At 35.7% G+C, this 23,287-nt stretch carries 22 protein-coding genes; all 22 read right to left on the bottom strand.

Annotated features, from left to right (window positions below; translation table 11 throughout):
• Window positions 1-2: 2 nt before the first annotated feature.
• A complete protein-coding gene (locus BUB48_RS04230) occupies window positions 3-713 on the bottom strand; it encodes a cell division protein FtsQ/DivIB (protein WP_073024901.1) in 711 nt (236 codons plus the stop codon).
• Between the two features lie 63 nt (window positions 714-776).
• A complete protein-coding gene (gene murA, locus BUB48_RS04225; protein WP_073024888.1) occupies window positions 777-2,033 on the bottom strand; it encodes a UDP-N-acetylglucosamine 1-carboxyvinyltransferase in 1,257 nt (418 codons plus the stop codon).
• 120 nt (window positions 2,034-2,153) lie between these two features.
• Window positions 2,154-3,257 (bottom strand): undecaprenyldiphospho-muramoylpentapeptide beta-N-acetylglucosaminyltransferase, encoded by a 1,104-nt coding sequence (gene murG, locus BUB48_RS04220; protein ID WP_073025022.1) that lies wholly within the window; start codon window positions 3,255-3,257, stop codon window positions 2,154-2,156.
• A gap of 5 nt (window positions 3,258-3,262) precedes the next feature.
• Entirely contained in the window at window positions 3,263-4,375 is a 1,113-nt protein-coding gene (gene spoVE, locus BUB48_RS04215; protein WP_073024886.1) for a stage V sporulation protein E, read from the bottom strand.
• Window positions 4,375-5,739 carry a UDP-N-acetylmuramoyl-L-alanine--D-glutamate ligase gene (murD, locus tag BUB48_RS04210; protein WP_073024884.1) on the bottom strand — a complete coding sequence of 455 codons (1,365 nt, stop codon included), beginning with the start codon at window positions 5,737-5,739 and terminating at the stop codon, window positions 4,375-4,377. The genes spoVE and murD overlap by 1 nt, the downstream gene beginning before the upstream one ends.
• Before the next feature lie 19 nt (window positions 5,740-5,758).
• A complete protein-coding gene (mraY, locus tag BUB48_RS04205) occupies window positions 5,759-6,736 on the bottom strand; it encodes a phospho-N-acetylmuramoyl-pentapeptide-transferase (RefSeq protein WP_207648316.1) in 978 nt (325 codons plus the stop codon).
• The gene (locus BUB48_RS04200) at window positions 6,729-8,111 is read right to left on the bottom strand and encodes a UDP-N-acetylmuramoyl-tripeptide--D-alanyl-D-alanine ligase (RefSeq protein ID WP_073025020.1); all 1,383 of its coding nucleotides are present in this window, start codon (window positions 8,109-8,111) and stop codon (window positions 6,729-6,731) included. The genes mraY and BUB48_RS04200 overlap by 8 nt, the downstream gene beginning before the upstream one ends.
• A gap of 10 nt (window positions 8,112-8,121) precedes the next feature.
• On the bottom strand, window positions 8,122-9,579 hold the full coding sequence (locus BUB48_RS04195; protein ID WP_073024882.1) for a UDP-N-acetylmuramoyl-L-alanyl-D-glutamate--2,6-diaminopimelate ligase: 1,458 nt from the start codon (window positions 9,577-9,579) through the stop codon (window positions 8,122-8,124).
• A gap of 169 nt (window positions 9,580-9,748) precedes the next feature.
• Complete coding sequence (locus BUB48_RS04190) at window positions 9,749-11,722, bottom strand: stage V sporulation protein D (protein ID WP_242944160.1); 1,974 nt, start codon at window positions 11,720-11,722, stop codon at window positions 9,749-9,751.
• A gap of 30 nt (window positions 11,723-11,752) precedes the next feature.
• A complete protein-coding gene (locus BUB48_RS04185; protein WP_073024878.1) occupies window positions 11,753-12,247 on the bottom strand; it encodes a hypothetical protein in 495 nt (164 codons plus the stop codon).
• A gap of 17 nt (window positions 12,248-12,264) precedes the next feature.
• Entirely contained in the window at window positions 12,265-13,206 is a 942-nt protein-coding gene (rsmH, locus tag BUB48_RS04180) for a 16S rRNA (cytosine(1402)-N(4))-methyltransferase RsmH (RefSeq protein WP_073024876.1), read from the bottom strand.
• Between the two features lie 17 nt (window positions 13,207-13,223).
• Entirely contained in the window at window positions 13,224-13,655 is a 432-nt protein-coding gene (gene mraZ / locus BUB48_RS04175; RefSeq protein ID WP_073024874.1) for a division/cell wall cluster transcriptional repressor MraZ, read from the bottom strand.
• Between the two features lie 200 nt (window positions 13,656-13,855).
• Window positions 13,856-14,590 (bottom strand): prolipoprotein diacylglyceryl transferase, encoded by a 735-nt coding sequence (gene lgt, locus BUB48_RS04170; RefSeq protein ID WP_073024872.1) that lies wholly within the window; start codon window positions 14,588-14,590, stop codon window positions 13,856-13,858.
• A gap of 161 nt (window positions 14,591-14,751) precedes the next feature.
• Window positions 14,752-15,393, bottom strand: coding sequence for a V-type ATP synthase subunit D (locus BUB48_RS04165; protein WP_073024870.1), 642 nt, complete (start codon window positions 15,391-15,393; stop codon window positions 14,752-14,754).
• Complete coding sequence (locus tag BUB48_RS04160; RefSeq protein WP_073024868.1) at window positions 15,394-16,782, bottom strand: V-type ATP synthase subunit B; 1,389 nt, start codon at window positions 16,780-16,782, stop codon at window positions 15,394-15,396. It abuts the gene before it with no gap.
• Window positions 16,775-18,538 carry a V-type ATP synthase subunit A gene (locus BUB48_RS04155; RefSeq protein ID WP_073024866.1) on the bottom strand — a complete coding sequence of 588 codons (1,764 nt, stop codon included), beginning with the start codon at window positions 18,536-18,538 and terminating at the stop codon, window positions 16,775-16,777. Before BUB48_RS04155 ends, BUB48_RS04160 begins: the two co-directional genes overlap by 8 nt.
• A gap of 16 nt (window positions 18,539-18,554) precedes the next feature.
• A complete protein-coding gene (locus tag BUB48_RS04150) occupies window positions 18,555-18,863 on the bottom strand; it encodes a V-type ATP synthase subunit F (RefSeq protein ID WP_073024864.1) in 309 nt (102 codons plus the stop codon).
• Window positions 18,856-19,857: a V-type ATP synthase subunit C gene (locus BUB48_RS04145; protein ID WP_073024862.1), complete on the bottom strand. Its 1,002-nt coding sequence runs from the start codon at window positions 19,855-19,857 to the stop codon at window positions 18,856-18,858. Before BUB48_RS04145 ends, BUB48_RS04150 begins: the two co-directional genes overlap by 8 nt.
• Window positions 19,858-19,867: 10 nt before the next feature.
• Window positions 19,868-20,425 carry a V-type ATP synthase subunit E gene (locus BUB48_RS04140; RefSeq protein WP_073024860.1) on the bottom strand — a complete coding sequence of 186 codons (558 nt, stop codon included), beginning with the start codon at window positions 20,423-20,425 and terminating at the stop codon, window positions 19,868-19,870.
• A gap of 21 nt (window positions 20,426-20,446) precedes the next feature.
• Window positions 20,447-20,926, bottom strand: a complete 480-nt coding sequence (locus tag BUB48_RS04135; protein WP_073024856.1) for a V-type ATP synthase subunit K — start codon at window positions 20,924-20,926, stop codon at window positions 20,447-20,449.
• Window positions 20,927-20,943: 17 nt separating this feature from the next.
• The gene (locus tag BUB48_RS04130; protein ID WP_073024855.1) at window positions 20,944-22,890 is read right to left on the bottom strand and encodes a V-type ATP synthase subunit I; all 1,947 of its coding nucleotides are present in this window, start codon (window positions 22,888-22,890) and stop codon (window positions 20,944-20,946) included.
• Window positions 22,877-23,203 (bottom strand): hypothetical protein, encoded by a 327-nt coding sequence (locus BUB48_RS04125; RefSeq protein ID WP_073024852.1) that lies wholly within the window; start codon window positions 23,201-23,203, stop codon window positions 22,877-22,879. The genes BUB48_RS04130 and BUB48_RS04125 overlap by 14 nt, the downstream gene beginning before the upstream one ends.
• Between the last annotated feature and the right edge of the window lie 84 nt (window positions 23,204-23,287).

Raw genomic sequence — 23,287 nt, 5'->3', positions numbered from 1 at the left:
GCTTAATCTCTCTTAAAAATCGGATTACCTTCATGTCTCATATCTACTATACCTACTTCATTATCTTTATTTAAGTCCTCAATAATAGACTTTGCCATGCTGATTTTATAATCCAATTTATTATTTCCCAAGTATACTCGAATGTTATTTGTTGTTGTAATAATAATATTAGATGAGTCTCCCACATCAATTGTTTCAATCATGTCTGTCATTTTTACATTCTTCAGATATTTTAAGACTTCCATAACATTATCCAATTGTTCTTGGTTTTCACTTTTAAGCTTTTCCCCTATCTTAAAATCACTAAAAGTTATTCCATGAACTTTAGGCAGATGCAAATTATCTTCTAAGCTTATAACTTCAATTATAACAGTTTCTTCATCAATATTGATATATGAACCTAAATAAGGTATTAAAGCTACACCTTCCCTTTCAATAATATCTAATGCAATGCTGGAAGGCAATACTCTCTTAATCCTAACTGCTTTAATTTTAGGATTTTCAAAAATGCCTTTCATTACTTCTTTTGTGTTTAGCTTAAATATATTTTGATTGTACTGAATATTTGACAGCTTTATTATTTCATTCTTAGGCACAGTTTTATTACCTGTAACATATATGTTTTTAATTGAGAATAAATCAGAAGATAATAAGAAAGCAGCAACTATTCCCAATGTAAAAACTAAAATAAAAACTTTAAAAAAAGATTTCATGTTCTCACCTCTAAGGCTTGTACTACACAAAGATTAAATTTAATTGCAGCATAGCTGCAATCATTATTTCTCCTTTGTTATATCTGCACCCAGACTGTTCAACTTTTTATCCAAGTTTTCATATCCTCTTTCTATATGAACATCCACATTATCTACTATTGTAGTACCTTCAGCTGCTAAGCCCGCTAAAACCAAAGCAGCACCACCTCGGAGGTCACGAGAATATACATGAGCTCCTGTCAGCTTAGTAACGCCTTTGACTATTGCAGCTCTGCCTTCGATCTTTATGTTTGCACCCATTTTTATGAGTTCTTCTGCATGTTTATATCTATTTTCAAATATATTCTCTATAAAAACGCTGGTCCCCTTCGCAGTACACATAAGTGCCATCATCTGGGCCTGCATATCTGTAGGAAATCCAGGATAGGGCATAGTTTTTATAATATCTACTGCATTAGGCCTCTTGTTGCAGCTTATGCTGATATCTTTGTCATATCTATAAATTTCACATCCACTTTCTTCTAATTTAGAAATAATGGGTTTAATATGTTCATGTATAATATCTCTTAATATCACTTTTCCTCCTGTTATGGCAGCAGCTACTGCATAAGTTCCGGTTACAATCCTATCAGGTATAACAGTGTGTTCAACATCATGGAATTGATTTACCCCTTCTATCCTTATGGTGCTGCTTCCTCCACCAGTTATTTTAGCTCCCATCTTATTCAAAAAATTCTGAAGGTCTACTATTTCCGACTCTCTTGCTGCATTCTGTATGGTTGTCACCCCTTCAGCGGAAATAGCAGCCAGCATTATGTTTTCTGTGGCGCCTACACTAGGGTAATCCAAATGTATTTCATTACCATACAGTTTATCACATTCACACTGAATATATCCATGAGATTCCACTACTTTGGCACCTAAACGTCTAAGACCCGACAAATGCAGGTCAATTGGTCTCAATCCAATTTCGCAGCCTCCTGGAAAAGTAATGTTTATCTTTTTGAATCTTGCCAGCATTGCACCCATAAGTATAATGGATGATCTCATTTCTCTCACAGGCTTATCTGGAATGTTAATATCCAAATCCCCTCTTGAATTAACTATAACTGTATTACCTTGAAAACTGCAAGTGCACCCGATTGTCTCAAGCACACCAAGTAATGTATTTACATCCTTAAGATATGGAACATTATGAATAATTGATTCTCTACCATTTATTATTGATGCTGCTAAAATCGGCAGCACAGCATTCTTTGAGCCCTCAATTTTTAATTCGCCCTCAAGCCTATGTCCACCATTGATGACATACATGCCCATATTTGCGACACCTCCAGGAAGTGCTTATAGTAATCATATTAACATCATATGCATTTTTCCCAAAGGTGTTACTGAAGCTAGTTCACTCTTTTATTAATTATAACATAATAATATCCACCATTATAATAGTCCTTCAATTATTTTGACAATAGCTGAAGTCGCCTCTGGTTTTCCCATTTTTTTACTATTATTTGTCATTTCTCTCATCTTTTCTTTATTAGCCAATAGATATTTAACTTTGTCTAAAAGTACTTTTTCATTTAGTTCACTCTCCAATATAACAATAGCTGCATTTGATTTTTCCAACGCTCGTGCATTATATTCTTGATGGTTATCTGTCGCATATGGATAGGGAATCAATATTGAAGGCTTGCCAAGAGCTGTAATCTCTGAGATGAGGCCAGCACCGCATCTGCTTATCAATAGATCAGCTGCTGCATATGCATAGGGAGCATTGTGAATATATGGTATGACTTTAAGGTATGAAGTGTCATGAGGGATATTCTTCTTTTCGTATTGCTCTATTACATCCTTATATTGACTTTCCCCAGTCATGTGAAGCAGTTGAAATTCCCTTTTTTTCTCGCATTCTTCCGCTACAAGCATACTGCTTTCATTAATTTTTTTTGCACCTCTGCTTCCCCCAACTATTAATAGAAGGGGCTTATTCTCATCAAATCCCAAAGCCCTCATACCTTCCAACTTTGTGATTTTCGTAATTTCTCCTCTTAGTGGATTTCCCGTAACCATAATTTTATCCTTATATCTAAAGTACCTTGAGGCTTCAGGAAAGGTCAATGCTATCTTATCCACATATCTGGATAGTATTCTATTGGTAACTCCCGGAAAAGCATTCTGCTCATGAATCATGGTTGGTATACCCATTAAAGCAGCAGTCATCACCATAGTACCTGAAACATAGCCTCCAGTACCGATTACTATGTCAGGCTTAAACTCTTTTATGATCTTTCTACATTCCAGAAAACTCACCATATTTTCTTTTATTGCCACTACATTCTGAAATGTCAATTTTCTTAGAAAGCCTCTTACCTTAATAGTTCTTAGCGGAAAACCTTCTTTAGGAACTATAGAGTTCTCCATTCCTTTTTCCGTTCCAACAAACAGAATTTCTGCATCTTTATATTTTTCTAAGATTCCTCTTGCGATGGATATGGCAGGATATATATGTCCTCCTGTTCCTCCTCCAGTCAAAATAGCTCTCATTTGCATCAACTCCCCTCAGTTTTTATGTTCCTTGAAATATTAAGCAAAATACCTATATTAGACATAACAAATAGCAAAGAAGTACCGCCTGAGCTTATTAATGGGAGAGTCACTCCTGTTGTTGGCATGGATACCGTTACAACAGCAATATTAATAACTACTTGTATGCCGATCATACATGTAATTCCAGTAGCAAGCAGACAGCCAAACATATCAGGAGCGTGAAGAGCTATTCTGATACCTCTCCATATTAAAAACAAGAATAAAAACAATACAGTTGATGCCCCAATGAAACCTAGTTCTTCACCTATAATTGAAAATATAAAATCATTTTGAGCTTCAGGTATATAGAAAAACTTCTGTCGGCTGTTACCAAGTCCCAATCCAAATAAACCTCCAGAACCGAGAGCTAACAAGGATTGAATAGCCTGGTAACCTGTGTTTAAAGGATCCGCCCATGGATCTCTAAAAGACAACCATCTATTCAGCCTATAACTTTCTTTTGTAACTAAATATATTAATGCCGGAATAACTGGAATACCCCAAACTAACAAATGCCATACTCTAGCTCCTGCTGCAAACAGCATTGCAAATGTAATGATCAATATGCTTCCTGCCATACTTAAGTTTGGTTGTAGAATAATTAACAAGAAGTATATTGCCATCAGAATTATATAAGGAACAACTCCTTGAACAAATTGTCTCACTTTATCTTTTTTATTGGCTAGACTCCTTGCCATGAATATAATTAGCGCAGTTTTTGCAAACTCTGATGGCTGCATAGTCAGTGGTCCTACTCTGATCCATCTCATTGCCCCTTTGGCTCCATAACCAAGACCGGGTATAAAAATGGCAATAAGCAATATGAAGCTGACAATAACAAAAAACAATGCATACCTTCCCAATATCCTATAATTCACTCGGCTCATAATAAGCATGGCAATTATACTGATAATAGCATATAATCCCTGGCTTTTCAGATATTTATAGCTATCATTATGTTTCAAATAAGAAGATGCTGCACTGGCACTGAACACCATTGTTATTCCTATAGCCAGTAGAATAAAAACTGTTATTAACAAAGTAAAGTCAATATTCCCCTTTTTTCTTGCAGGCATTAATCAGCCCCCCTTAATTTCCTTACTAGGTCCTTAAAAATTCTACCCCTTTCTTCATAGTTCTTAAACATATCCCAACTTGCACAGGCAGGTGACAAAAGAACACAGTCTCCATAGGAAGCCAGTTCCTTGCTTTTATAAACCGCCTCTCCCAAATCAGACACCTTATATATATTTTTAAAACCTGCTTTTTCTGCTGCAGCTTTTATCTTGTCTGCTGTCTCTCCGAACAGTACCAAAGCCTTTACTTTATTTTCAAAATAAGATACAAACTCATCAAAACTTGAGCCTTTATCCATACCTCCAGCTATTAAGACAGTAGGTCTGGTCATAGTATCAAGGGCTTTTATGGATGAATCCGGATTGGTGCCTTTAGAATCGTTATAGTATATTACTCCATCTATTTCACATACATATTCTATTCTATGCTCAACACCCTTAAATTCCTTAAGTACCTTATTGATAACATTTGCCTTTACTCCCATACAATAAGCCATCAGAGATGCTGCCAGAGCATTTTCCAAATTATGCTTGCCTGGTATATATATATCCTTTGTATCTATTATGCTCTCCTTTTTTCCATTTAAAGATATGGTCAGATAACCATCCTCTACATATGCTCCTTCAGGTAAAATCTCCTTTCGACTGAAGAACAGCACTTTGCTTTTAGGCAATGAAGCCAAACTTCTTGTCTCCATATTATCCCAATTTAGAATTGTATAATCTCCTTCGTCCTGATTTGTGAATACTTTTGCTTTTGCTGCTATATAATTTTCTAATGTTTTATGTCTGTTTAAATGATCTGGTGTTATATTTAGTATGGAACTTACTTTAGGCTTAAAATAAACAGTTGTTTCCAGTTGGAAACTGCTTACCTCCAAGACAAATATATCATTGGAAGTGGCGTTTTTGACTTCGGAAATCATTGGATTTCCGATATTACCTGTCACAAAAGTCTTTCTTCCGCTTTCTTTCATTATTTCTCCCAATAGTGCGGTTGTAGTGGTTTTTCCATTGGTACCAGTAATTGCAGCTATGGAAGTTTCTGTCATTCTATATCCCAACTCTATTTCACTTATTACTTCCTTACCCTGTTTCTGTGCTTCTTTTACAATAGGTAAGTCTGTAGGAACTCCAGGACTTATAACAATAAAATCGCAATTGCCAACCAGTTCCAAAGGATGTCCTCCAGTAACAATTTCAATAGATGTATTATCAAGCTCATGTATGTATTCATCCAATTCTGATAAAGGCTTGTAATCATTTAAAACTACATGACAGCCCATTTTGTAAAGTTCTAATGCAGTAGGTATTCCTGTTATGGCAGCACCAAGCACCAGTACATTTTTATCTTTTATATCCATATCCCATGACCAACCTTTCTTATAAATTAAAAGCCAAAATACCTATGAGGCATAGTATAATTTCAATAATAATGAAAACTGATACAATCTTTGATTCAGCCCATCCAGATAACTCAAAATGATGATGAATTGGAGCCATTTTGAATATTCTTTTTCCTGTTCTTTTGAAATGAACAACTTGTATAATATCTGATAAGGCTTCAACCACATAGATGGCTCCCACAATAGCTAAAAACAAAGGCAATTTCAAGATTACTGCAAGGGAAACTACTGCTCCACCTAATGCTAAAGAACCCGTATCACCCATAAATACCTGCGCGGGATGGGAGTTAAATCTTAAAAAGCCTAGGATAGCTCCTATAAAAGCTCCTGAAAAAACTAGGACTCCAACGTGCCTTAAGGTTAAAGCCACAACAGCAAAAAAACCTAATACAACCACTGTAATTCCACCTGCAAGTCCATCTAACCCATCTGTTAAGTTTACGCTGTTTACAGTACCTACAATAATAAATACAATAAAAGGTATATAGAATATTCCCAGATCTATGAATTTTCCTAAAAACGGTACCAATATTTCTGTACCTGTCTGGCTGGTACCTCCGGCTATATAACCTAGAAATAATGCAGCAGCTAATTGCGCAACTATTTTCTGCCAAGCCTTAAGTCCCAATGACCTTTTTTTAACTATTTTTATATAATCATCTGCAAAGCCTATTGCTCCATATAATAAAGTTGTAATCAAAATGAGAAGCATATCTCTATCCTTTGAAAAAGAAAGACATACAATAGTAGCTGGAATAATAAATATTAAACCTCCAATTGTGGGTATGCCGGCTTTCTTCAAGTGGCTTTGAGGACCATCATCTCTTACATTCTGTCCAAATTTTAATCGTTTAAGGACAGGTATCAATACCGGACCCGCAATCAATGCCAATACAAAAGAAGAAATGATACATATAATAAACATTTTATATTCATTGACAAAAAAATTACTCATCCTTTGTAAGTCTCCTCTCTCTAAGGAAATCCGCTATTTCCTCCAGCTTCATGACTCTAGAGCCTTTTATCAAAACTGTATCTTTAGGTAGCAATATTGATATTAGTTGAGAAATAGCAGCAGCATTATCTTTAAAATGATAAATCTGCCTATCTCCCATACCTTTATTTAAGGCTCCCTTGCAAACATCCTTAGCTTTCTCACCTATTGTAATTATTATATCAATATTAGATTCCGCTGCCTTTTCTCCCACTCTCTTATGCCCTATCTCTGAGTAATCACCTAATTCCATCATATCTCCAATGATCAATACTCTTCTCCCATGGCATGGCATATTCTTCAGCACTTCAATGGCTGCTGATGTTGAGTCAGGATTTGCGTTATATGAATCATTTATTACTCTTATGCCATCATCTGTATTAAAAATCTCCATTCTCATCTTCCCAGGAGCAAACTTTGCCAAGCCGCTCTTGATTTTTTCTATGTTCATCTTCATAGTTAATCCTACAGCAATAGCACAAAGGGCATTATATACATTATGCACTCCTATTAGCGGAACAAAAAAGTTTTCTTTTTTCCCATCTATACATAAGGAAAATTCCATGCCTTCATCTCCATGTTGCTTTATGTTTTTAGCACAAAAAGTGTTATGTTCCTCTAATCCATATTTGATTACATTGTATTCAGTATTTGTCATTGTTGAAAGCATATCATCATCGCCATTTATTATGGCAGTATTTTCTTTCGTAAAGTATTTAAATACTTCTTTCTTAGCTTCAAATATGCCCTGACGAGAACCTAAATACTCAATATGAGCTGTCCCAATATTTGTAATCACAGCCACATCTGGTTTAACAATAGCGGCTAAGCTTTCAATTTCACCGAATCTATTCATTCCCATCTCAAACACACATATATCATGATGCTTCTCTATACCAAAAACGGTAATTGGTAATCCTATTGTATTATTAAGATTTCCTTCATTTTTTAATACACTAAAACTTTCGCTTAAAACCGAAGCTATCATTTCTTTTGTGGTAGTCTTGCCTGAACTGCCTGTCACGGCAACAGCCGGTATATTGAATTTTGATCTGTAATACTTAGCCAGCTTCATTAGAGCTATTTGAGTATCCTCTACAATAATATATGGGAAATTCCTAGCTCCTAAATCATATTGGGATAATGAAGCTACTGCACCCATTTCAATAGCTTTTTCAATGAAATCATGTCCATCAAAATTCAATCCTTTGATTGGGATAAAAAGCTGCCCTTTATTGATTTTCCTGCTGTCAGTACTTACACCAGTTACGATTATATTATGTTCACAGTTTATAAGCTTACCGTTCAATGCCCTTGCAATCTCTACAATATTCATTGGTTCCACACTATATGCCCTCCTCGATAAGCTCTTTTACTACCACTCTCTCATCAAAATCAATGACTCTATCCTTCAATACCTGATATGTTTCATGGCCCTTACCTGCCAGCAATATTATATCTGAAGGCTTTGCCATCATCATTGCATGCTTAATCGCATCTTTCCTATTCTCTATACATATATAATCACAAGATATGTTCTTAATGCCTTCTTCTATTTGAGCTATTATTTCATTAGGATCTTCGCTTCTTGGATTATCTGAGGTTATTATACAATAATCCGATAACCTTCCGGCAATCTCTCCCATAATTGGCCTTTTAGCCTTATCTCTGTCACCACCACAGCCAAATACGGTTATAATTCTTCCTTTTGCATAGTTCCTGATGGATTTTAATATGTTTTCCAACCCATCTGGAGCATGTGCATAATCTATAATCATTTTATAGGGTTTATTTATAGGTAGTACTTCAGATCTTCCAGGAACAAACTTCAGATTTTCAATTCCCTTGGAAATAATATCTTTATCAATTCCTTCAACATAAGTAGCACTAGCAGCTGCCAACGAGTTGTATACACTGAATTTTCCCGGAATACTGCTTCTAATTACTGTTTCATAATCAGGAGTAACCAACTTGAATTCTATGCCACTATCATCCATTTTTATGTCTTTTGCCATTATATCTGCCACATAATCTATTCCATATGTTATAACAGGAACATCAAAATCCATTATATTCCTGTATATTACTCTTCCATGTTCATCGTCAATATTGATAATATTTGCTTTCTTTGTTTTATAGAACAGTTTTTCCTTTGCCTTTCTATAATTCTCAAAATTCTTGTGAAAATCCAGGTGATCCTGGGTTAGATTTGTGAATATTCCTATTTGAAATTGGCACTGATCCACGCGACCAAACTCCAAAGAATGAGATGAAACTTCCATAACTGCATATTCAGCATTATTAGAAACCATATCATGGAAAATTCTTTGCAAATCCAAAGATTCTGGAGTGGTTCTTGAAGACTCTATCACATATTGTCCTAAATCAATGGATATAGTTCCAATTAATCCTGTTTTCTTTTCTGCCTGTTGTAGTATTGATCTGATTAGATATGTAGTAGTAGTTTTTCCATTGGTACCTGTAACACCAATAAGTTTTAACTTTTCAGTAGGCCTTCCATAAAAGTTGGCTCCAATTATAGGCATGGCCATCCTTGAGTTTTCCACCTGAACCATCGCTACTTTGTCTTTTTCAATACTTTTATCCACAATTATGGCTACAGCACCTTTCTCTACTGCCTCATCTATATAATCATGTCCATCGAAGCTGCTCCCTTTTATGCAAATAAACATATAGTTATTTTTTACTTGTCTCGAATCATATGTTATTCCTTTTATCTCTGTTGTCAAATCTCCAGAGTATCTCAATACATTAATATCCTCCAATAGTTTGGAAAGCTTCAATAATCTCACCTCATAAATATTTTTAATTATTGGAATATATATGTAATTATTATACATTATTGATCTTTTACTATAATATTATGCTTTAGTATTGGTAAAAAGGCAACTGGAATTAAAGAATCTCTTTAACTCCGTTGCCTTATATCTTGCCATTATACTAACTGTTCTTTTATTCTTTTGGCTTTGCATATATAATTACTACTGTTCCCTCATTGACCTTAGCATTGGCCCTTGGAGTCTGATCTAGTACCAATGAATCTTGTTCAGGTTCACCTTGCTCTTCTTCCAATCTATATTTCAGTTTGTTTTGCTCCAATAACTTTATTGCATCTTTTAGTTTCATATTTCTTATTTCCGGAACTGTAACCTTTTCCTTCGCCAGCTTCTTTGCTTCTTCCTCAGTGTATTGAGGTTTAACATCCAAATACCTCAACGTGTCAGATATTATGCTTTTAACTACTGGAGTTGCAATAACACCACCATAATAACTTGCACCGCCAGGCTCATCAATTACCACTAGAACTACTACCTTAGGATCATTTGCAGGAGCAAAACCTACAAAGGAAGATACATATTTTCCTGGCACATATCTACCGTTTTCAGCTTTCTGAGCAGTGCCCGTTTTTCCTCCTACTTTATAACCTGGTATGTAGGCACCTCCACCTGAACCTTCAGTTACAACCGATTCAAGTATCTGCCTCATGGTAGCAGATGTTTCCTTGGAAATAACCTGCCTCACTACGCGAGGTTGAAACTCATGTACTGTGTTTCCTTCATTATCTACAAGCTTTTTAGCTATTCTCGGCTCCATAAGATACCCATCGTTGACGATGGCTGAAACAGCTGTAATCAATTGAATAGGAGTAACTGTAATACCCTGACCGAATGAAATATTAGCCAATTCAACTGGACCAATTGAATTTACATTTCTTACAATTCCTGAAGCTTCTCCTAATAATTTTATATTAGTAGGGGAACCAAAGCCAAAAGCTTGAATATATTTATAAAATTTCTCTTTTCCTAATCGTTGAGCAACTTCTATAAAAACAGGGTTACAAGAATTTTGAACCCCTTCTGCAAAGCTTTCACTTCCATGTGGATTATAACTTCTCCAGCATTTCAATCTTCTACCTGCTACTACAACAGAACCTGAGCAGTAAAACTTGTCATCCGGCTTTACTACACCTTCTTCCAATCCAGCAGCCGCTGTAATGGTCTTAAAAGTGGACCCAGGCTCATAGGTATCTGAAATGGCAGGATTTCTCCAAATTTTAAACAAAGCATTGTATTGCTCCGTTGATGACATGGAATCCCATTGATCAATTAGATCCTCCGGAACCTCTCTTGGATTATTATTATCATAATCAGGCTTGATTGCCATAGCAAGAATATCTCCTGTTTTTGGTTCCATAACTATGGCTGTGACTCTCTTAGCCTTATTCTCTACTAAAGCATTTTCCACCGCTTTTTCAGCAAAATGTTGAATAACTTCATCTATTGTAAGTATAAGATTCAAACCATCTTGAGGTTCATAATACTTTCTGTCGCTTTCAGGAAGCTCTCTTCCCTGTGCATCAGTCATTTTTATATCTCTCCCAGGAAAGCCGTTGAGATACTTCTCAAAAGTTGCTTCCACTCCATCCTGGCCCTGATTATCATAATTGGTAAAACCTAATACATAAGAAGCAAAATTACTCTGCGGATAAAATCTTTTACTATCATCAACAAAAATTAGACCCTTGATATTTTTTTCTCTAAGGATCTTTACCGTATCAGAATCTACTTTTTTCTTTATTATTACCGTATCTTTATTTGCAGACACCTTATTCATCAAGGTTTCCTTATCCATTTTCAAAACCTCGGAAAGTGTCTGAGCTACAGATTCTTTATCCGTAACTTCTACAGGCCTCACATATATTTCATAAGCAGGTGCATTGGTTGCCAACTCTTTGCCGTTTCTGTCGTATATTATGCCCCTCTTAGAGGGAATGGGTACATCCCTGGTCCACTGTTCAATAGCTTTTTGCTGATATTCTGCACCATTAACTATTTGAATTTGAAATAATCTCACTGTAAGTAAAAAAAATAATAGAGTAAATGAAGCCAATAAAAACAATACTCTTCTCTTAATCTTTTTTGCCACTCCTGCCAAGCTAGCACCCCCTAGGGAAACTTAATCCAACAGACTGATAAAGCTATTTATAAGAAGTTTGGCTTTAGCTATATATTTATTTTCTTCAAGATCCTCCTTTGAAAAATATTCCTTTTCATCGTTGTTTGCTTCTACAACAGGTTTTGCCGCTGATACATACACTATTTGATCAGGACCGGGATATTGCATATTAAGTTCACCTAAAGCAACTTCTTCCAGTGTTTGGAGATTTATGGTGCTCATTAAGCTTACTGTCATTGCTTGGTTTTGCTTAAGTATTTCTTTATACTCCTTCTCAAGTTTGCTAATATTGAAGTTAATTTCAGCTATATAGGCGTATCTGGATATCATTATGATGCTCATTGAGAACACCAATATGATAGGCAGGATGCCAACTTTTTGCTTTGCCTTTTTAGCCTTTTTAACTCCAGTCTTTTTATTCTCTTCATAATGGGGTATGTCATTTATATAGTTTTCTCTGCTGTAATCATATGCTCTGTTATCTGCTACTAACATTTTTATTCCCCCTTACTCTACTTTAGAACCAATCTTTCTGCTACTCTCAATTTAGCACTTCTTGACCTAGGATTTTCAGCCAATTCTTTTTCTCCAGGTATAACAGGTTTTCTGGTCACTATTCTCACCACAGGCACTTGCCCACATATACATTGCGGTATTCTTGGGGGGCAGGTACATGGTTTTTCTAATTTGCTGAATGTATTTTTAACAATCCTATCTTCTAAGGAGTGAAATGTAATTATGCATATTCTCCCTTCCGGTTTCAGTAAATCCACTCCATCTTTAATTGCCTTTTCAAGTATACCAAGTTCATCATTTACTGCTATCCTGAGAGCTTGAAATGTTCTCTTGGCAGGATGAGGACCTTCCCTTCTGGCAGAAGCAGGTATAGCAGATTTAATTATATCTACCAGCTGTAATGTAGAGGTAATTTTATTTTTTTGCCTTTCTTTTACTATAAACTCCGCTATCCTTTTAGCCCATCTTTCTTCCCCATATTCTTTAATTATGTTGTGGATCTCCTCTTCTGACCATTGATTAACAATTATCTCTGCAGTTAAGGGATTGCTTCTGTCCATCCTCATGTCCAAAGCTGCATCCTTCATATAACTAAATCCTCTTTCTTCCTCATCCAGCTGATGTGACGATACTCCCAAATCCAGCAATATACCATCGACTTTTTCAATGCCTAAACTTTGAACAATGGACTTCATATTTTTAAAATTATCATTTACAAGTTTTACATGATCTCCATAATCTTTTAATCTGTCTCTCGCTGCATTGATTGCATTTATATCCTGATCGATACCTATTAATGTGCCATCTCCCATAAACCTTGCTATTTCCTTTGAATGACCTGCACCTCCAATAGTTCCGTCAACATATATACCGCCTTTTTTTATATTCAATCCTTCAATGCATTCCTTTAACAAAACCGGAATATGAACAAAATTCAAATAATCACCTTCTATCCCTATATTCCCAGCTGCGACATCTTTTCAGCTACATCTTCATAGCTAATATTTGCATCATTGTTAAATTTATTCCATTCATCAATGCTCCATATTTCCAGCCTTGTTGATACCCCAATGATCACGACATCTTTATCAATTTTTGCAAATTCCTTTAAATTAGCTGGTATTAATACCCTACCTTGTTTATCAACTTCACATTCAGTGGCTCCGGCAAAGAAAAATCTCACAAATGCTCTTGCATCCTTATTGGTCATAGGCAATGTCTTGAGCTTATTCTCAATATTCCTCCACTCTTCCATGGAATAAATGAAAAGGCAATTATCCAAACCCTTAGTCATGACAAAACTTGAACCTAGCTCATCTCTAAATTTTGCAGGCATTATCAGTCTGTTTTTATTATCAAGACTATGCCTGTACTCACCTATGAACATCCCTGCCACCACTTTACTATTTTACTTCACTATCTACCACTTTACTCCACTTCGTACCACTACTATAATTCTCTACATTATTTAAAAATCCTTCCAATATATACGAAAATTATATTTAAAAAACAAAATAGTGCATTAGAACTATATTCAAATGCACTATTTGTATTTTTTGATTTATATTTATTTTCATATGCAATATATCAACTTGTTTTATTATTCCTTCGCAATCTGCTATAAGCAATCAACCCAAGTATGATTATCACTACACTTACTAATTGTGCTACTCTCATACCCATAAACATCAAGCTATCTGTCCTTAATCCTTCAATCCAAAATCTCCCTGCAGAATATATGATTCCATATAGCAGGATTATCTCTCCATCAAACTTCTTTTTCTTTCTATAAAATATCAAAAATAAAAACAAACCGAAATCCCATAAAGATTCATATAAAAAAGTAGGATGTACTTTCACACCATCAACCATGATAGCCCAAGGTAGATTAGTAGGTCCACCATGCGCTTCTCCATTGATGAAATTTCCCCATCTTCCGATAGCCTGACCCAATGCAATAGAAGGTGCTACTATATCTGCAGTTTTCCAGAAAGGCATCTTCTTGACTCTGGTAAACAAATATCCTGCCAGAATTCCTCCAATTAGCCCGCCATGTATTGCAAGGCCACCTTCTCTTGTATTTATTATTCTCAATATATCTCCTTTATAGTACTCCCATTGGAAAATTACATAATAAAGTCTTGCACCAATCAATGCGGAAGGTATGGCCCACAATGCCAAATCAATAATATCATCTGGATTATAACCTTGTTTTTTAGCTTCAGAATATGCTAGAAATATTCCAATTAGCATCCCTAAAGAAATCAAGATACCATACCATCTTATGGATATTCCAAAAATCTCAAATGCAACAGGATTCACTGGAACCCCTCCAATTCTTCATAGTAACGTTTCTTCTACATAGTTTTTGATATTATTCGGCTGTTTATGATTATAAGTTTAACAACTTGGCAATGTCAAGTTTAAAAGAAAAAATCCGCGACATATAAAGCCGCAGATTTTTATAGTATTATTAGTAATCCCTATGCTTCTTTGCTTATCATATCTTTTACCTTCATAAGACGAGTTATAGTGCTTCTTTCGCTTTCATCCAATTTCATTCTGATATATCTGATGGTTTCTTCCAAATCAGGTATTGTTCTATATTCAAGGGCATTTACCCTTCTTCTTGTCTTTTCGATTTCATTGGCCATAAGCTGGCAGGCCTTTTCTACCTCTGCTAATTCCAGCAATTTTGGCATGATCCCGTATAACTTTGATATTGCATCATCCAATTCAGATGAAGTTTGGGCAAAGCCATAAGGATAAATGCTGCCTTCATCACCATCAAATTTTCTGATAAAATTCATAACCGGCACATGTACACTCATTATGTTCTTTTTCTTTATGTCAACTGTAATGCTTTCCTTAGGATAAGCTACTGCTTCCTCAAGCATTTCAGGAGACATAACTGCGCTGGCTATGAGAAAGTCCTTGAACGATTCCTGAAGTTCCCTTTCTACTTCCATCCTTAAGGACTTATTCTTTTTAATTAATTCGATGAATCTCCTCATAAGCTCGTCTTGTTTATCCTTTAGGAGTTTATGCCCTCTCTTGGCTGTAACCAATCTTTTCTTGAGATTGGACATCTCCATACGAGTAGGATTAACATTCAGCTTAGCCATCTACTCAGCCCCTTTATCATCTTGTGGCAAATACTTATCAAGGTATTCATCCCTGATTCTCTTGAGCTCACTTCTTGGAATAATCTTTAGCAATTCCCATCCCAAATCTAAGGTATCGATTATACTTCTATTTGTATAGTAGCCCTGATTAACATAGCGCTTATCAAACTCTTCAGCAAATTTAGCAAAAGCTCTATCTGCTTCGGAAAGAGCAGATTCGCCAAGAATTGTTGCCAACTCTCTTGCCTCTCTTCCTGAAGTATACGCCGCATATAACTGATTCATTGTATCAGCATGATCTTCTCTTGTCTTTCCTTTTCCTATACCTTTATCTTTAAGTCTTGATAGGGAAGGTACAACATTTATAGGGGGCTGTAACCCTCTCTTATATAATTCCCTTGACAATATTATCTGTCCTTCTGTTATATATCCTGTTAAGTCCGGTATTGGGTGAGTAATATCGTCTTCAGGCATTGTTAATATAGGTATCTGAGTAATGGAGCCCTTTCTACCTCTTATTCTTCCTGCCCTTTCATATATGGTGGAAAGGTCTGTATATAGATATCCAGGATATCCTCTTCTACCGGGAACTTCCTTTCTGGCTGCTGATATTTCTCTCAATGCTTCAGCATAGTTTGTCATGTCTGTTAGGATAACCAATACATGCATATCCCTTTCAAATGCAAGATATTCGGCACAAGTAAGAGCCATACGAGGTGTTGCAATTCTCTCTATTGCCGGGTCATCAGCCAGATTTATGAACAATACTGCCCTGTCAATGGCACCAGTTTTAGTAAAGTCATTAATAAAGAACTCGGCTTCTTCAAATGTAATTCCCATGGCTGCAAACACAACAGCAAATTTTTCTTCTGTACCCAATACTGTAGCCTGTCTTGCTATCTGAGCTGCAACTTCATTATGCGGTAATCCTGACCCAGAGAAAATAGGAAGCTTTTGTCCTCTAACAAGGGTATTCAATCCATCAATACATGAAATTCCTGTTTGTATAAACTCATTGGGATAATCCCTGGCTACAGGATTCATGGGCACACCATTTATATCAATCTTTTTTTCAGGTATAATTTTAGGTCCGTTATCTTTTGGACGTCCCATTCCATCAAATACTCTTCCTATCATATCCGGAGAAACTCCCAGTTCCAATGGTTTGCCCAAGAACCTTACTTTGGTATTTTTTAAGTTGATTCCGCTAGAACCTTCAAAGAGTTGAACCATGGCCTTATCTTCATTGATTTCCAAAACTCTGCCACGTCTCTTTTCTCCGTTATGCATTTCTATCTCAACTAACTCTTCGTATTTTACTCCTTCTACCCCTTCTACTACCATCAAGGGACCTACTACTTCCCTTACAGTTCTGTATTCTTTAAGCATCAAGGATACCTCCCTTGCTTATTAGATTGTCTATGCTGGCTATTAATTCTTCGTTGATTTTGTCTATCTCATCTATGTTTTCTTCTGGAATATATTTAGCACGAGCTATCCTGTTTCTAACATCCAAATTAAGGATATCCTTTAAGTAGACCCCTTGTTCTAATGCTCTCTTTCCTTGATCATAGAAGTTTAGAATCAATTTGAGCATTTTATTCTGCTTCTTCAACGAGCAGAAGGTATCAACATCGTGGAAAGCATTTTGCTGTAGAAAATCCTCTCTTATGGATTTTGTTGCTTCAAGCTTTAATTGATCTTCCTCTGAAAGAGAATCTCTACCGACCAATCTAACTATTTCCAGAAGTCCTGTTTCATCCTGAAGCAAACTCATGGCTTTGGCTCTATTGGATGCAAATTCAGGATCTACATTTTGATTCATCCACTCATCAATTTTAGACTGATACAAAGAATAGGAATTAAGCCAGTTTATTGCTGGAAAATGCCTCTTATAGGATAGTGCATAATCCAAGTTCCAGAAAACCTTAACGATTCTTAAAGTTGCCTGGGAAACAGGTTCGGAAATATCTCCACCTGGAGGTGATACCGCACCTATAACTGTTACTGCACCTTCTCTGTTATCGCTTCCATAGCAAACTACTTTTCCTGCCCTTTCATAAAATTCAGCTGCACGAGATGCAAGATATGCAGGGTAACCTTCATCTCCAGGCATTTCTTCAAGTCTTCCTGACATTTCCCTTAGAGCCTCTGCCCATCTGGAAGTAGAGTCAGCCATTATTGCTACTGAATAACCCATATCTCTGAAGTATTCAGCTATGGTTATTCCTGTATAAATAGATGCCTCTCTGGCTGCAACAGGCATGTTTGAAGTATTTGCTATAAGAACTGTTCTCTTCATCAAGGACTCACCGGTAGTTGGATCAATTATCTCCGGGAATTCCATAAGAACATCTGTCATCTCATTTCCACGTTCACCACAACCTACATACACAACTATCTCAGCATCAGCCCATTTTGCAAGCTGATGTTGTACAACTGTCTTACCAGAACCGAAAGGTCCTGGAATAGCAGCCGTTCCGCCTTTAGCCACAGGAAAGAATGTATCAATAACCCTTTGTCCTGTTAATAGAGGAACTGTAGGATTCAATTTTCTCTTGTATCCTCTTCCCTTTCTTACAGGCCATTTCTGCATCATTTGAAGTTTAATTTTCCCATCAAGAGTACAAACATCATCTACTACTGTAAATTCGCCTTCTTTAATTTCTGTTACAACGCCTGATATTCCGGCAGGTACCATTATTTTATGTAGAACTATTGGAGTTTCTTGTACTGTTCCAATAACATCACCTTGTTCTACCCTATCACCTACCTTAACAGCTGGCTTAAAATACCACTTTTTCTCTCTATTAAGGCTTTTTACTTCTATTCCTCTGGAAAGAAAATCTCCTGCTATTGACCTCAACTCTTCAAGAGGTCTCTGTATTCCATCAAACATGGCTTCTATCAAGCCTGGTCCAAGTTCAACAGATAGAGGTTCTCCTGTTGTATATACAGGGTCTCCAGGTCCTATTCCTGTTGTTTCTTCATATACCTGAATAGAAGCTCTATCTCCTCTCATCTCAATTATCTCACCGATGAGCCTATTATTTGAAACATGAACTACATCATATACATTAGCTTCATCCATCCCCTCTGCAACAACTAAGGGGCCAGATACCTTAATAATTCTCCCAACTTTCAAGATAAGCCCTCTCCTTCTATAAAATATTTGATCCTACGGCTTTTTCAACATTCTTGTTTATCCTGCTCATACCTATATTCAGTGTTCCTTGATTGCTCGGTATGAGTATTACCGCAGGGATTATCTCTTTATCGTATCGCTCTATGGTATCTGGTATCAAATTAGCTATCTGTTCAGTGATAAATATAATACCATAGTTATTACGAGCAATAGTGTCAACTGTCTTTCTGGCTTCTTCACTATCGTAAACTGAAAAGACATCTACCCCTAGCGCTTTAAAAGCAAGTATGGAATCCTTGTCTCCAACTACAGCAATTTTAAACATATAAATCACGCACCCTTTCCCTTGTGGCTTCAGGAGAAAGTTTGTTCAGCTTTGAAACCATAATAATTCTCAATGTTTTTATTTCTGCTTCCTTAGCCACTAAGTAAGAAAAAATGGGCTCAGGTCCGAAATTCACATACTTTGATGGTTTATTAATATCAATCAAATAATTATCCATGAATTTTTCAAGATCAGATAATCGATTTGTAACTCTATATGATTCTAAACCTTTCAATAATCCTGAACCAATTCTGTAATTTTTAAACCTGGTGATCATGTTCTCTATAGAATCACTAAAGCTCATCAATATCAAATCTTTATCTATGTTCCCATTTGGAAATAGAACTTCCTCGAGAAAGTTCATATCCTTCCCCTGTTTTTTCAACCTTATGGTAGATTTGATATTTATAAAATCTATCATATCTTTAACATAATCTATAAAGAGCTTGATACCAGTAGCTTCAGCCATCTTATACAAATGTTGAATATAGAATCTGTCCAAAATTATATCTATCCTTTGAGGATCCTTATTTATCTCAAAATCTTTTAAGACAGCTTCTATGGCTTCCCTAAATTCAGGCTGAACATCTCTTAGATTGCCTTCTATAAAACCATCCTTTATCTTTTTAAAATCAGTAGATCCTATTGATATATATAGCTTGGATAGATCTTTATTAAGCATTCTTTCCTTAACTAGAACTTTCAGATTATGATAATCGTATTTTAATGCCATAAGATCTACAACAACTTGGTCTTTAGTAATTTCTCGCATTAATTTGTATACTCTCTTCAACTCATAAGAAAGTATGTTCTCATAATCTTCATCTCTGGATACTCCAGCAACTGCACTTGAGTATTCAGTTTCATTAAGAGTTTTGAAAATTTCTCCAATATCTCTAGCTTCAATCATCCTATCTATTCTGCCTTTTGATAGGAGCTTCTTTTCAAGGACTCTGGTTCTAGTTACAGCTTGGATATAATCCATCCTATCCATGAAATCACTCCTATTCCTTAAAAAGATGTTTTGCTATTTCCGATTCAAGCTCTTCCCTCAAATAGTCTACCAGTGAATCAAAGGAGAAATTAATTTCCACATCATTGTCTTTCAATATAAATCCTGAATCTACTGTTTCATCATTAGAAATCTTAGGCAAAGATGCAATAGCCTTTACTTTTTCCTTCATCTTTTCAGGTATAATTAAAACTTCTGTCCCTTTTAGATTTAAGGATTTCAAATTATTGGTTAAGAACTTTACATATTCTTCTCCCGATAGTTCTTTCAATCTATCCTTAGACAATTCAAAGACTCTATCAATAGTATGCTGCTTTGCCTTAAGCTTTTCATCCCTTACCTTAAGTTCAGCATTGGAAATTATTCTATCTTTGATCATGGCTGCTTCATTTTCAGCCTTTTCTAATATCTTCTTTCTTATTTCATTAGCCTCATTTATTCTAGAGTTTAAAATATCCTGCCTTACCTTAGCTGATTCTTGAGATATCTTATCAGCTTCTTTTTTGGCATCTTCAATGATTTTATTAATTAAATTCTCTAAATTTGACATATCTTCACTTCCTCAGATTTTCTAGAAGCTAATACTGTTAACTAGAATTAAAGATGTAACAAAAGCCAATAACGCATAGGTTTCAACCATTACTGAATATATAATACCTTTTGTGGTTTGTTCTTCGTTCTTTGCAAGAATTGCTACGCCTGCAACAGCAGTTTTTGCCTGTGCTATAGCAGAAAGTAAACCAACCACAGCTATAGGCAAACATGAAGCAAGCAAATACAAACCTTCAAGAAAAGACATATCTACTTTTAATTTACCTAACACCAAAAGTCCTATAACGAATCCATAAAGGCCCTGAGTACCGGGTAGTAGCTGTAAAACCAAGCTTTTACCGAACTTTTCTGGTTCTTCAATGACAAGCCCAGCAGCTGCCTCACCTACCATACCAACACCCTTTGCTGAACCAATTCCTGCCAACAAAACTGCTATTGCGGCACCTAGCGCTCCAAAAAATACTCCACCATATTGAATGAAAAATTCTGAAATACTCATTTACTCTTCCTCCTAACCTATTTTAAGTTTATATATTTGGGTTCGCTTCTAAACAGTTTAAATGGAATACCTCCACCTTCATAGAACTTTCCAAAAAATTCTACAAAGATGAGCCTCATAGAATGAACATATGCGCCTAATGCACTCAAGAAAATATTGAAAAATTGTCCGCCAATAAATATGATAACCCCTATAATAATTCCTACTACACCTGAATTAAAAAGATCTCCTGCTATCATATTCATTGCACTGCCGATAAATCCACCGGATAAACCCAATGCCATAAGCCTTGAATAGGATACAAAATCCCCTACATAACCTGATATACCATACAGATTATAAAGACCTCCGGCTGCTTTACCAACAATGGTTTTTGAATCCCTGGCAGATGTAAGCACTATTCCTGCCATACCTACTATCATAACAATTAACGATATGTTCTTAATAATAATCGGCAAAGTAATTAATGAACCAGCAAGGAAACCAATTCCACCTGTCAATGCCATGTACCAAAAACCTACATCGAACAACGCATCAAGATATTTCCCTTCTCTAATACTTTGATAAGCCTTTAATCCCAAACCAAAGTACAGATGAATTATACCGAATACTACAGATAATATCAGCACTTTAAAATATTCAGTATTAGGATTGATCAATGCTGGTAGAGGTATAGCACCGGTAAAAAAGGATCCATATATTAAACCCCAAAATATTGTTGGATAACTTAAATAATAGAAAAATTTGATAAAATCTTTTTGCTTTTCAGATAGATTAAATAGTTTAAGCGCAGCTACCGCAGCAATAAGCATCACTATACCATATCCTGCATCAGCCAGCATCATGCCAAAGAAAAACATGTAGAACGGTGCTATAAACGGTGTAGGATCTATTTCATTATACTTAGGCAAAGAATACATGTTAGTTATTGATTCAAAAGATTTTACAAGCTTAGAGTTCTCAAGTAGTATTGGTACTTTTGGGTCATTCTTATCGGCTTCTTTAATTTCAAGATAATAAACATTATTAAGCGCTGCCTTTACTGTTTCTGTAAATTCACTTACCATTTCTGTAGGGATATATCCTTTGATGATATTAACGTTTTCTGTCATTAAAAACTTTTCTGAAGAAATGACTCTTAGCTTTTCATTCATTAAATAATCATAAACAATCTGTAAATCCCTAAGATTGCTTGTTAAATCTTTTAATTGATTCTCATAGTCAGAAATATCAGCTTCCAACGCTTTAATTCTTTCGTCTATTCGAGAAATTTCCTTCTCCGGCGTGTCTTCACCAGTTAGCTTTATTGCAGAGAAGCTATTGAATCTCAATATATCCTTAGCTTTCTCAACTTCAAAGCCATATGTCAAGACTATTACATAAAGATTGTCCTTATCTTCGCTGATGATTTCGAAATGAGTTAATTCTGTCTCCACTAACTCATTTTGAATTTTCAGCTTTAACTTTTTGGGTATTGTGCCTAAAAACATCTGGCTTTGCTCAAAAGAAGCCAAATCCTTTATCGGAGTATCAATCTTAATCCAATGACTTAAATCGTCTTTTAGGGCAGTTAATTTTATGACTTCCTGCTTCAAGGCTTCTTTATTTGTGTCAATTTTTTTCAACTTATCATATACTCCATGGTAGTCAATCTTGGATGCTATCTCTTCAAGCTCTACAAAGCTAAAGTTTTCCTTGCCTTTCTTCAAAGCCTCTACAAAATTATCTCCAACATTGTGTTTGGCCAATAAATCGATGGAATACTTTACCTTCATTATCTCTTCATCAATTGCTACCACAGTTTCAGGAATTTCAACGCTTTGTAAACCCTCATCCTTAAGGGATTCATCCTCATCTAAATCAAGGAAATGAACATACTTGAATTTTTGAAGCTCATGGAGAAGATTTTCCCTTTCTGAGTCAAAGGCAAACAAGCTGAAATTACTCATTTTAACTATTGCCATTTGCGTTCACAATCCTCTCGATAATAATGTTGACTGCTGAATCCAAGTCTTTACTTGTAAGATTATTTAGTGCTTTTCCTTCATCAATTCCTTTCTTTAATATGGGTTCTGCTATTGATTCTCCCTCTTTTATGGCTTTATTTTTTATTCTTTCTGCTTCTTCCTTGGCTTGAGAAATGATATTATTGTATTCCTGTTCAGCTGAAATTTCAGCTTCTTGTTTTGATTTTCTCGAAGCCTGAATAGCATCTTGTATTAAAGCCTTAGCTCTCGCTTCTGCATCCTTTACTAATCCAATTGCCTCTTTCGCCATCGCCTCACCCCCTATTTCAAGTTGTGCATTTTTATGAAGGTAGTTTTCTAAATACAGAAGCTATAGAAACATTTACCTCCTAGT

Origin of the sequence: Lutispora thermophila DSM 19022, assembly GCF_900142105.1 — a bacterium.
Lineage (GTDB): Bacteria > Bacillota > Clostridia > Lutisporales > Lutisporaceae > Lutispora > Lutispora thermophila.
Note: the sequence above shows the minus strand (reverse complement) of the source record. Positions and strands in the feature narration are given on the sequence as shown.

What these genes read in the sequence shown, in the direction of transcription:
- murG (WP_073025022.1), bottom strand. Translation starts at nt 3,257, where the DNA reads ATGAGAGCTATTTTGACTGGAGGAGGAACAGGAGGACATATATATCCT.
- murA (WP_073024888.1), bottom strand. Translation starts at nt 2,033, where the DNA reads ATGGGCATGTATGTCATCAATGGTGGACATAGGCTTGAGGGCGAATTA.
- BUB48_RS04185 (WP_073024878.1), bottom strand. Translation starts at nt 12,247, where the DNA reads ATGTTAGTAGCAGATAACAGAGCATATGATTACAGCAGAGAAAACTAT.
- BUB48_RS04130 (WP_073024855.1), bottom strand. Translation starts at nt 22,890, where the DNA reads ATGGCAATAGTTAAAATGAGTAATTTCAGCTTGTTTGCCTTTGACTCA.
- BUB48_RS04230 (WP_073024901.1), bottom strand. Translation starts at nt 713, where the DNA reads ATGAAATCTTTTTTTAAAGTTTTTATTTTAGTTTTTACATTGGGAATA.
- BUB48_RS04150 (WP_073024864.1), bottom strand. Translation starts at nt 18,863, where the DNA reads ATGTTTAAAATTGCTGTAGTTGGAGACAAGGATTCCATACTTGCTTTT.
- spoVE (WP_073024886.1), bottom strand. Translation starts at nt 4,375, where the DNA reads ATGCCTGCAAGAAAAAAGGGGAATATTGACTTTACTTTGTTAATAACA.
- BUB48_RS04145 (WP_073024862.1), bottom strand. Translation starts at nt 19,857, where the DNA reads ATGGATAGGATGGATTATATCCAAGCTGTAACTAGAACCAGAGTCCTT.
- mraZ (WP_073024874.1), bottom strand. Translation starts at nt 13,655, where the DNA reads ATGTTCATAGGTGAGTACAGGCATAGTCTTGATAATAAAAACAGACTG.
- BUB48_RS04200 (WP_073025020.1), bottom strand. Translation starts at nt 8,111, where the DNA reads ATGAATATTGTAGAGATTGCAAGGGCATTGAACGGTAAGCTTATAAAC.
- BUB48_RS04165 (WP_073024870.1), bottom strand. Translation starts at nt 15,393, where the DNA reads ATGGCTAAGCTGAATGTTAATCCTACTCGTATGGAGATGTCCAATCTC.
- BUB48_RS04160 (WP_073024868.1), bottom strand. Translation starts at nt 16,782, where the DNA reads ATGCTTAAAGAATACAGAACTGTAAGGGAAGTAGTAGGTCCCTTGATG.
- mraY (WP_207648316.1), bottom strand. Translation starts at nt 6,736, where the DNA reads ATGAGTAATTTTTTTGTCAATGAATATAAAATGTTTATTATATGTATC.
- murD (WP_073024884.1), bottom strand. Translation starts at nt 5,739, where the DNA reads ATGGATATAAAAGATAAAAATGTACTGGTGCTTGGTGCTGCCATAACA.
- BUB48_RS04140 (WP_073024860.1), bottom strand. Translation starts at nt 20,425, where the DNA reads ATGTCAAATTTAGAGAATTTAATTAATAAAATCATTGAAGATGCCAAA.
- BUB48_RS04135 (WP_073024856.1), bottom strand. Translation starts at nt 20,926, where the DNA reads ATGAGTATTTCAGAATTTTTCATTCAATATGGTGGAGTATTTTTTGGA.
- BUB48_RS04125 (WP_073024852.1), bottom strand. Translation starts at nt 23,203, where the DNA reads ATGGCGAAAGAGGCAATTGGATTAGTAAAGGATGCAGAAGCGAGAGCT.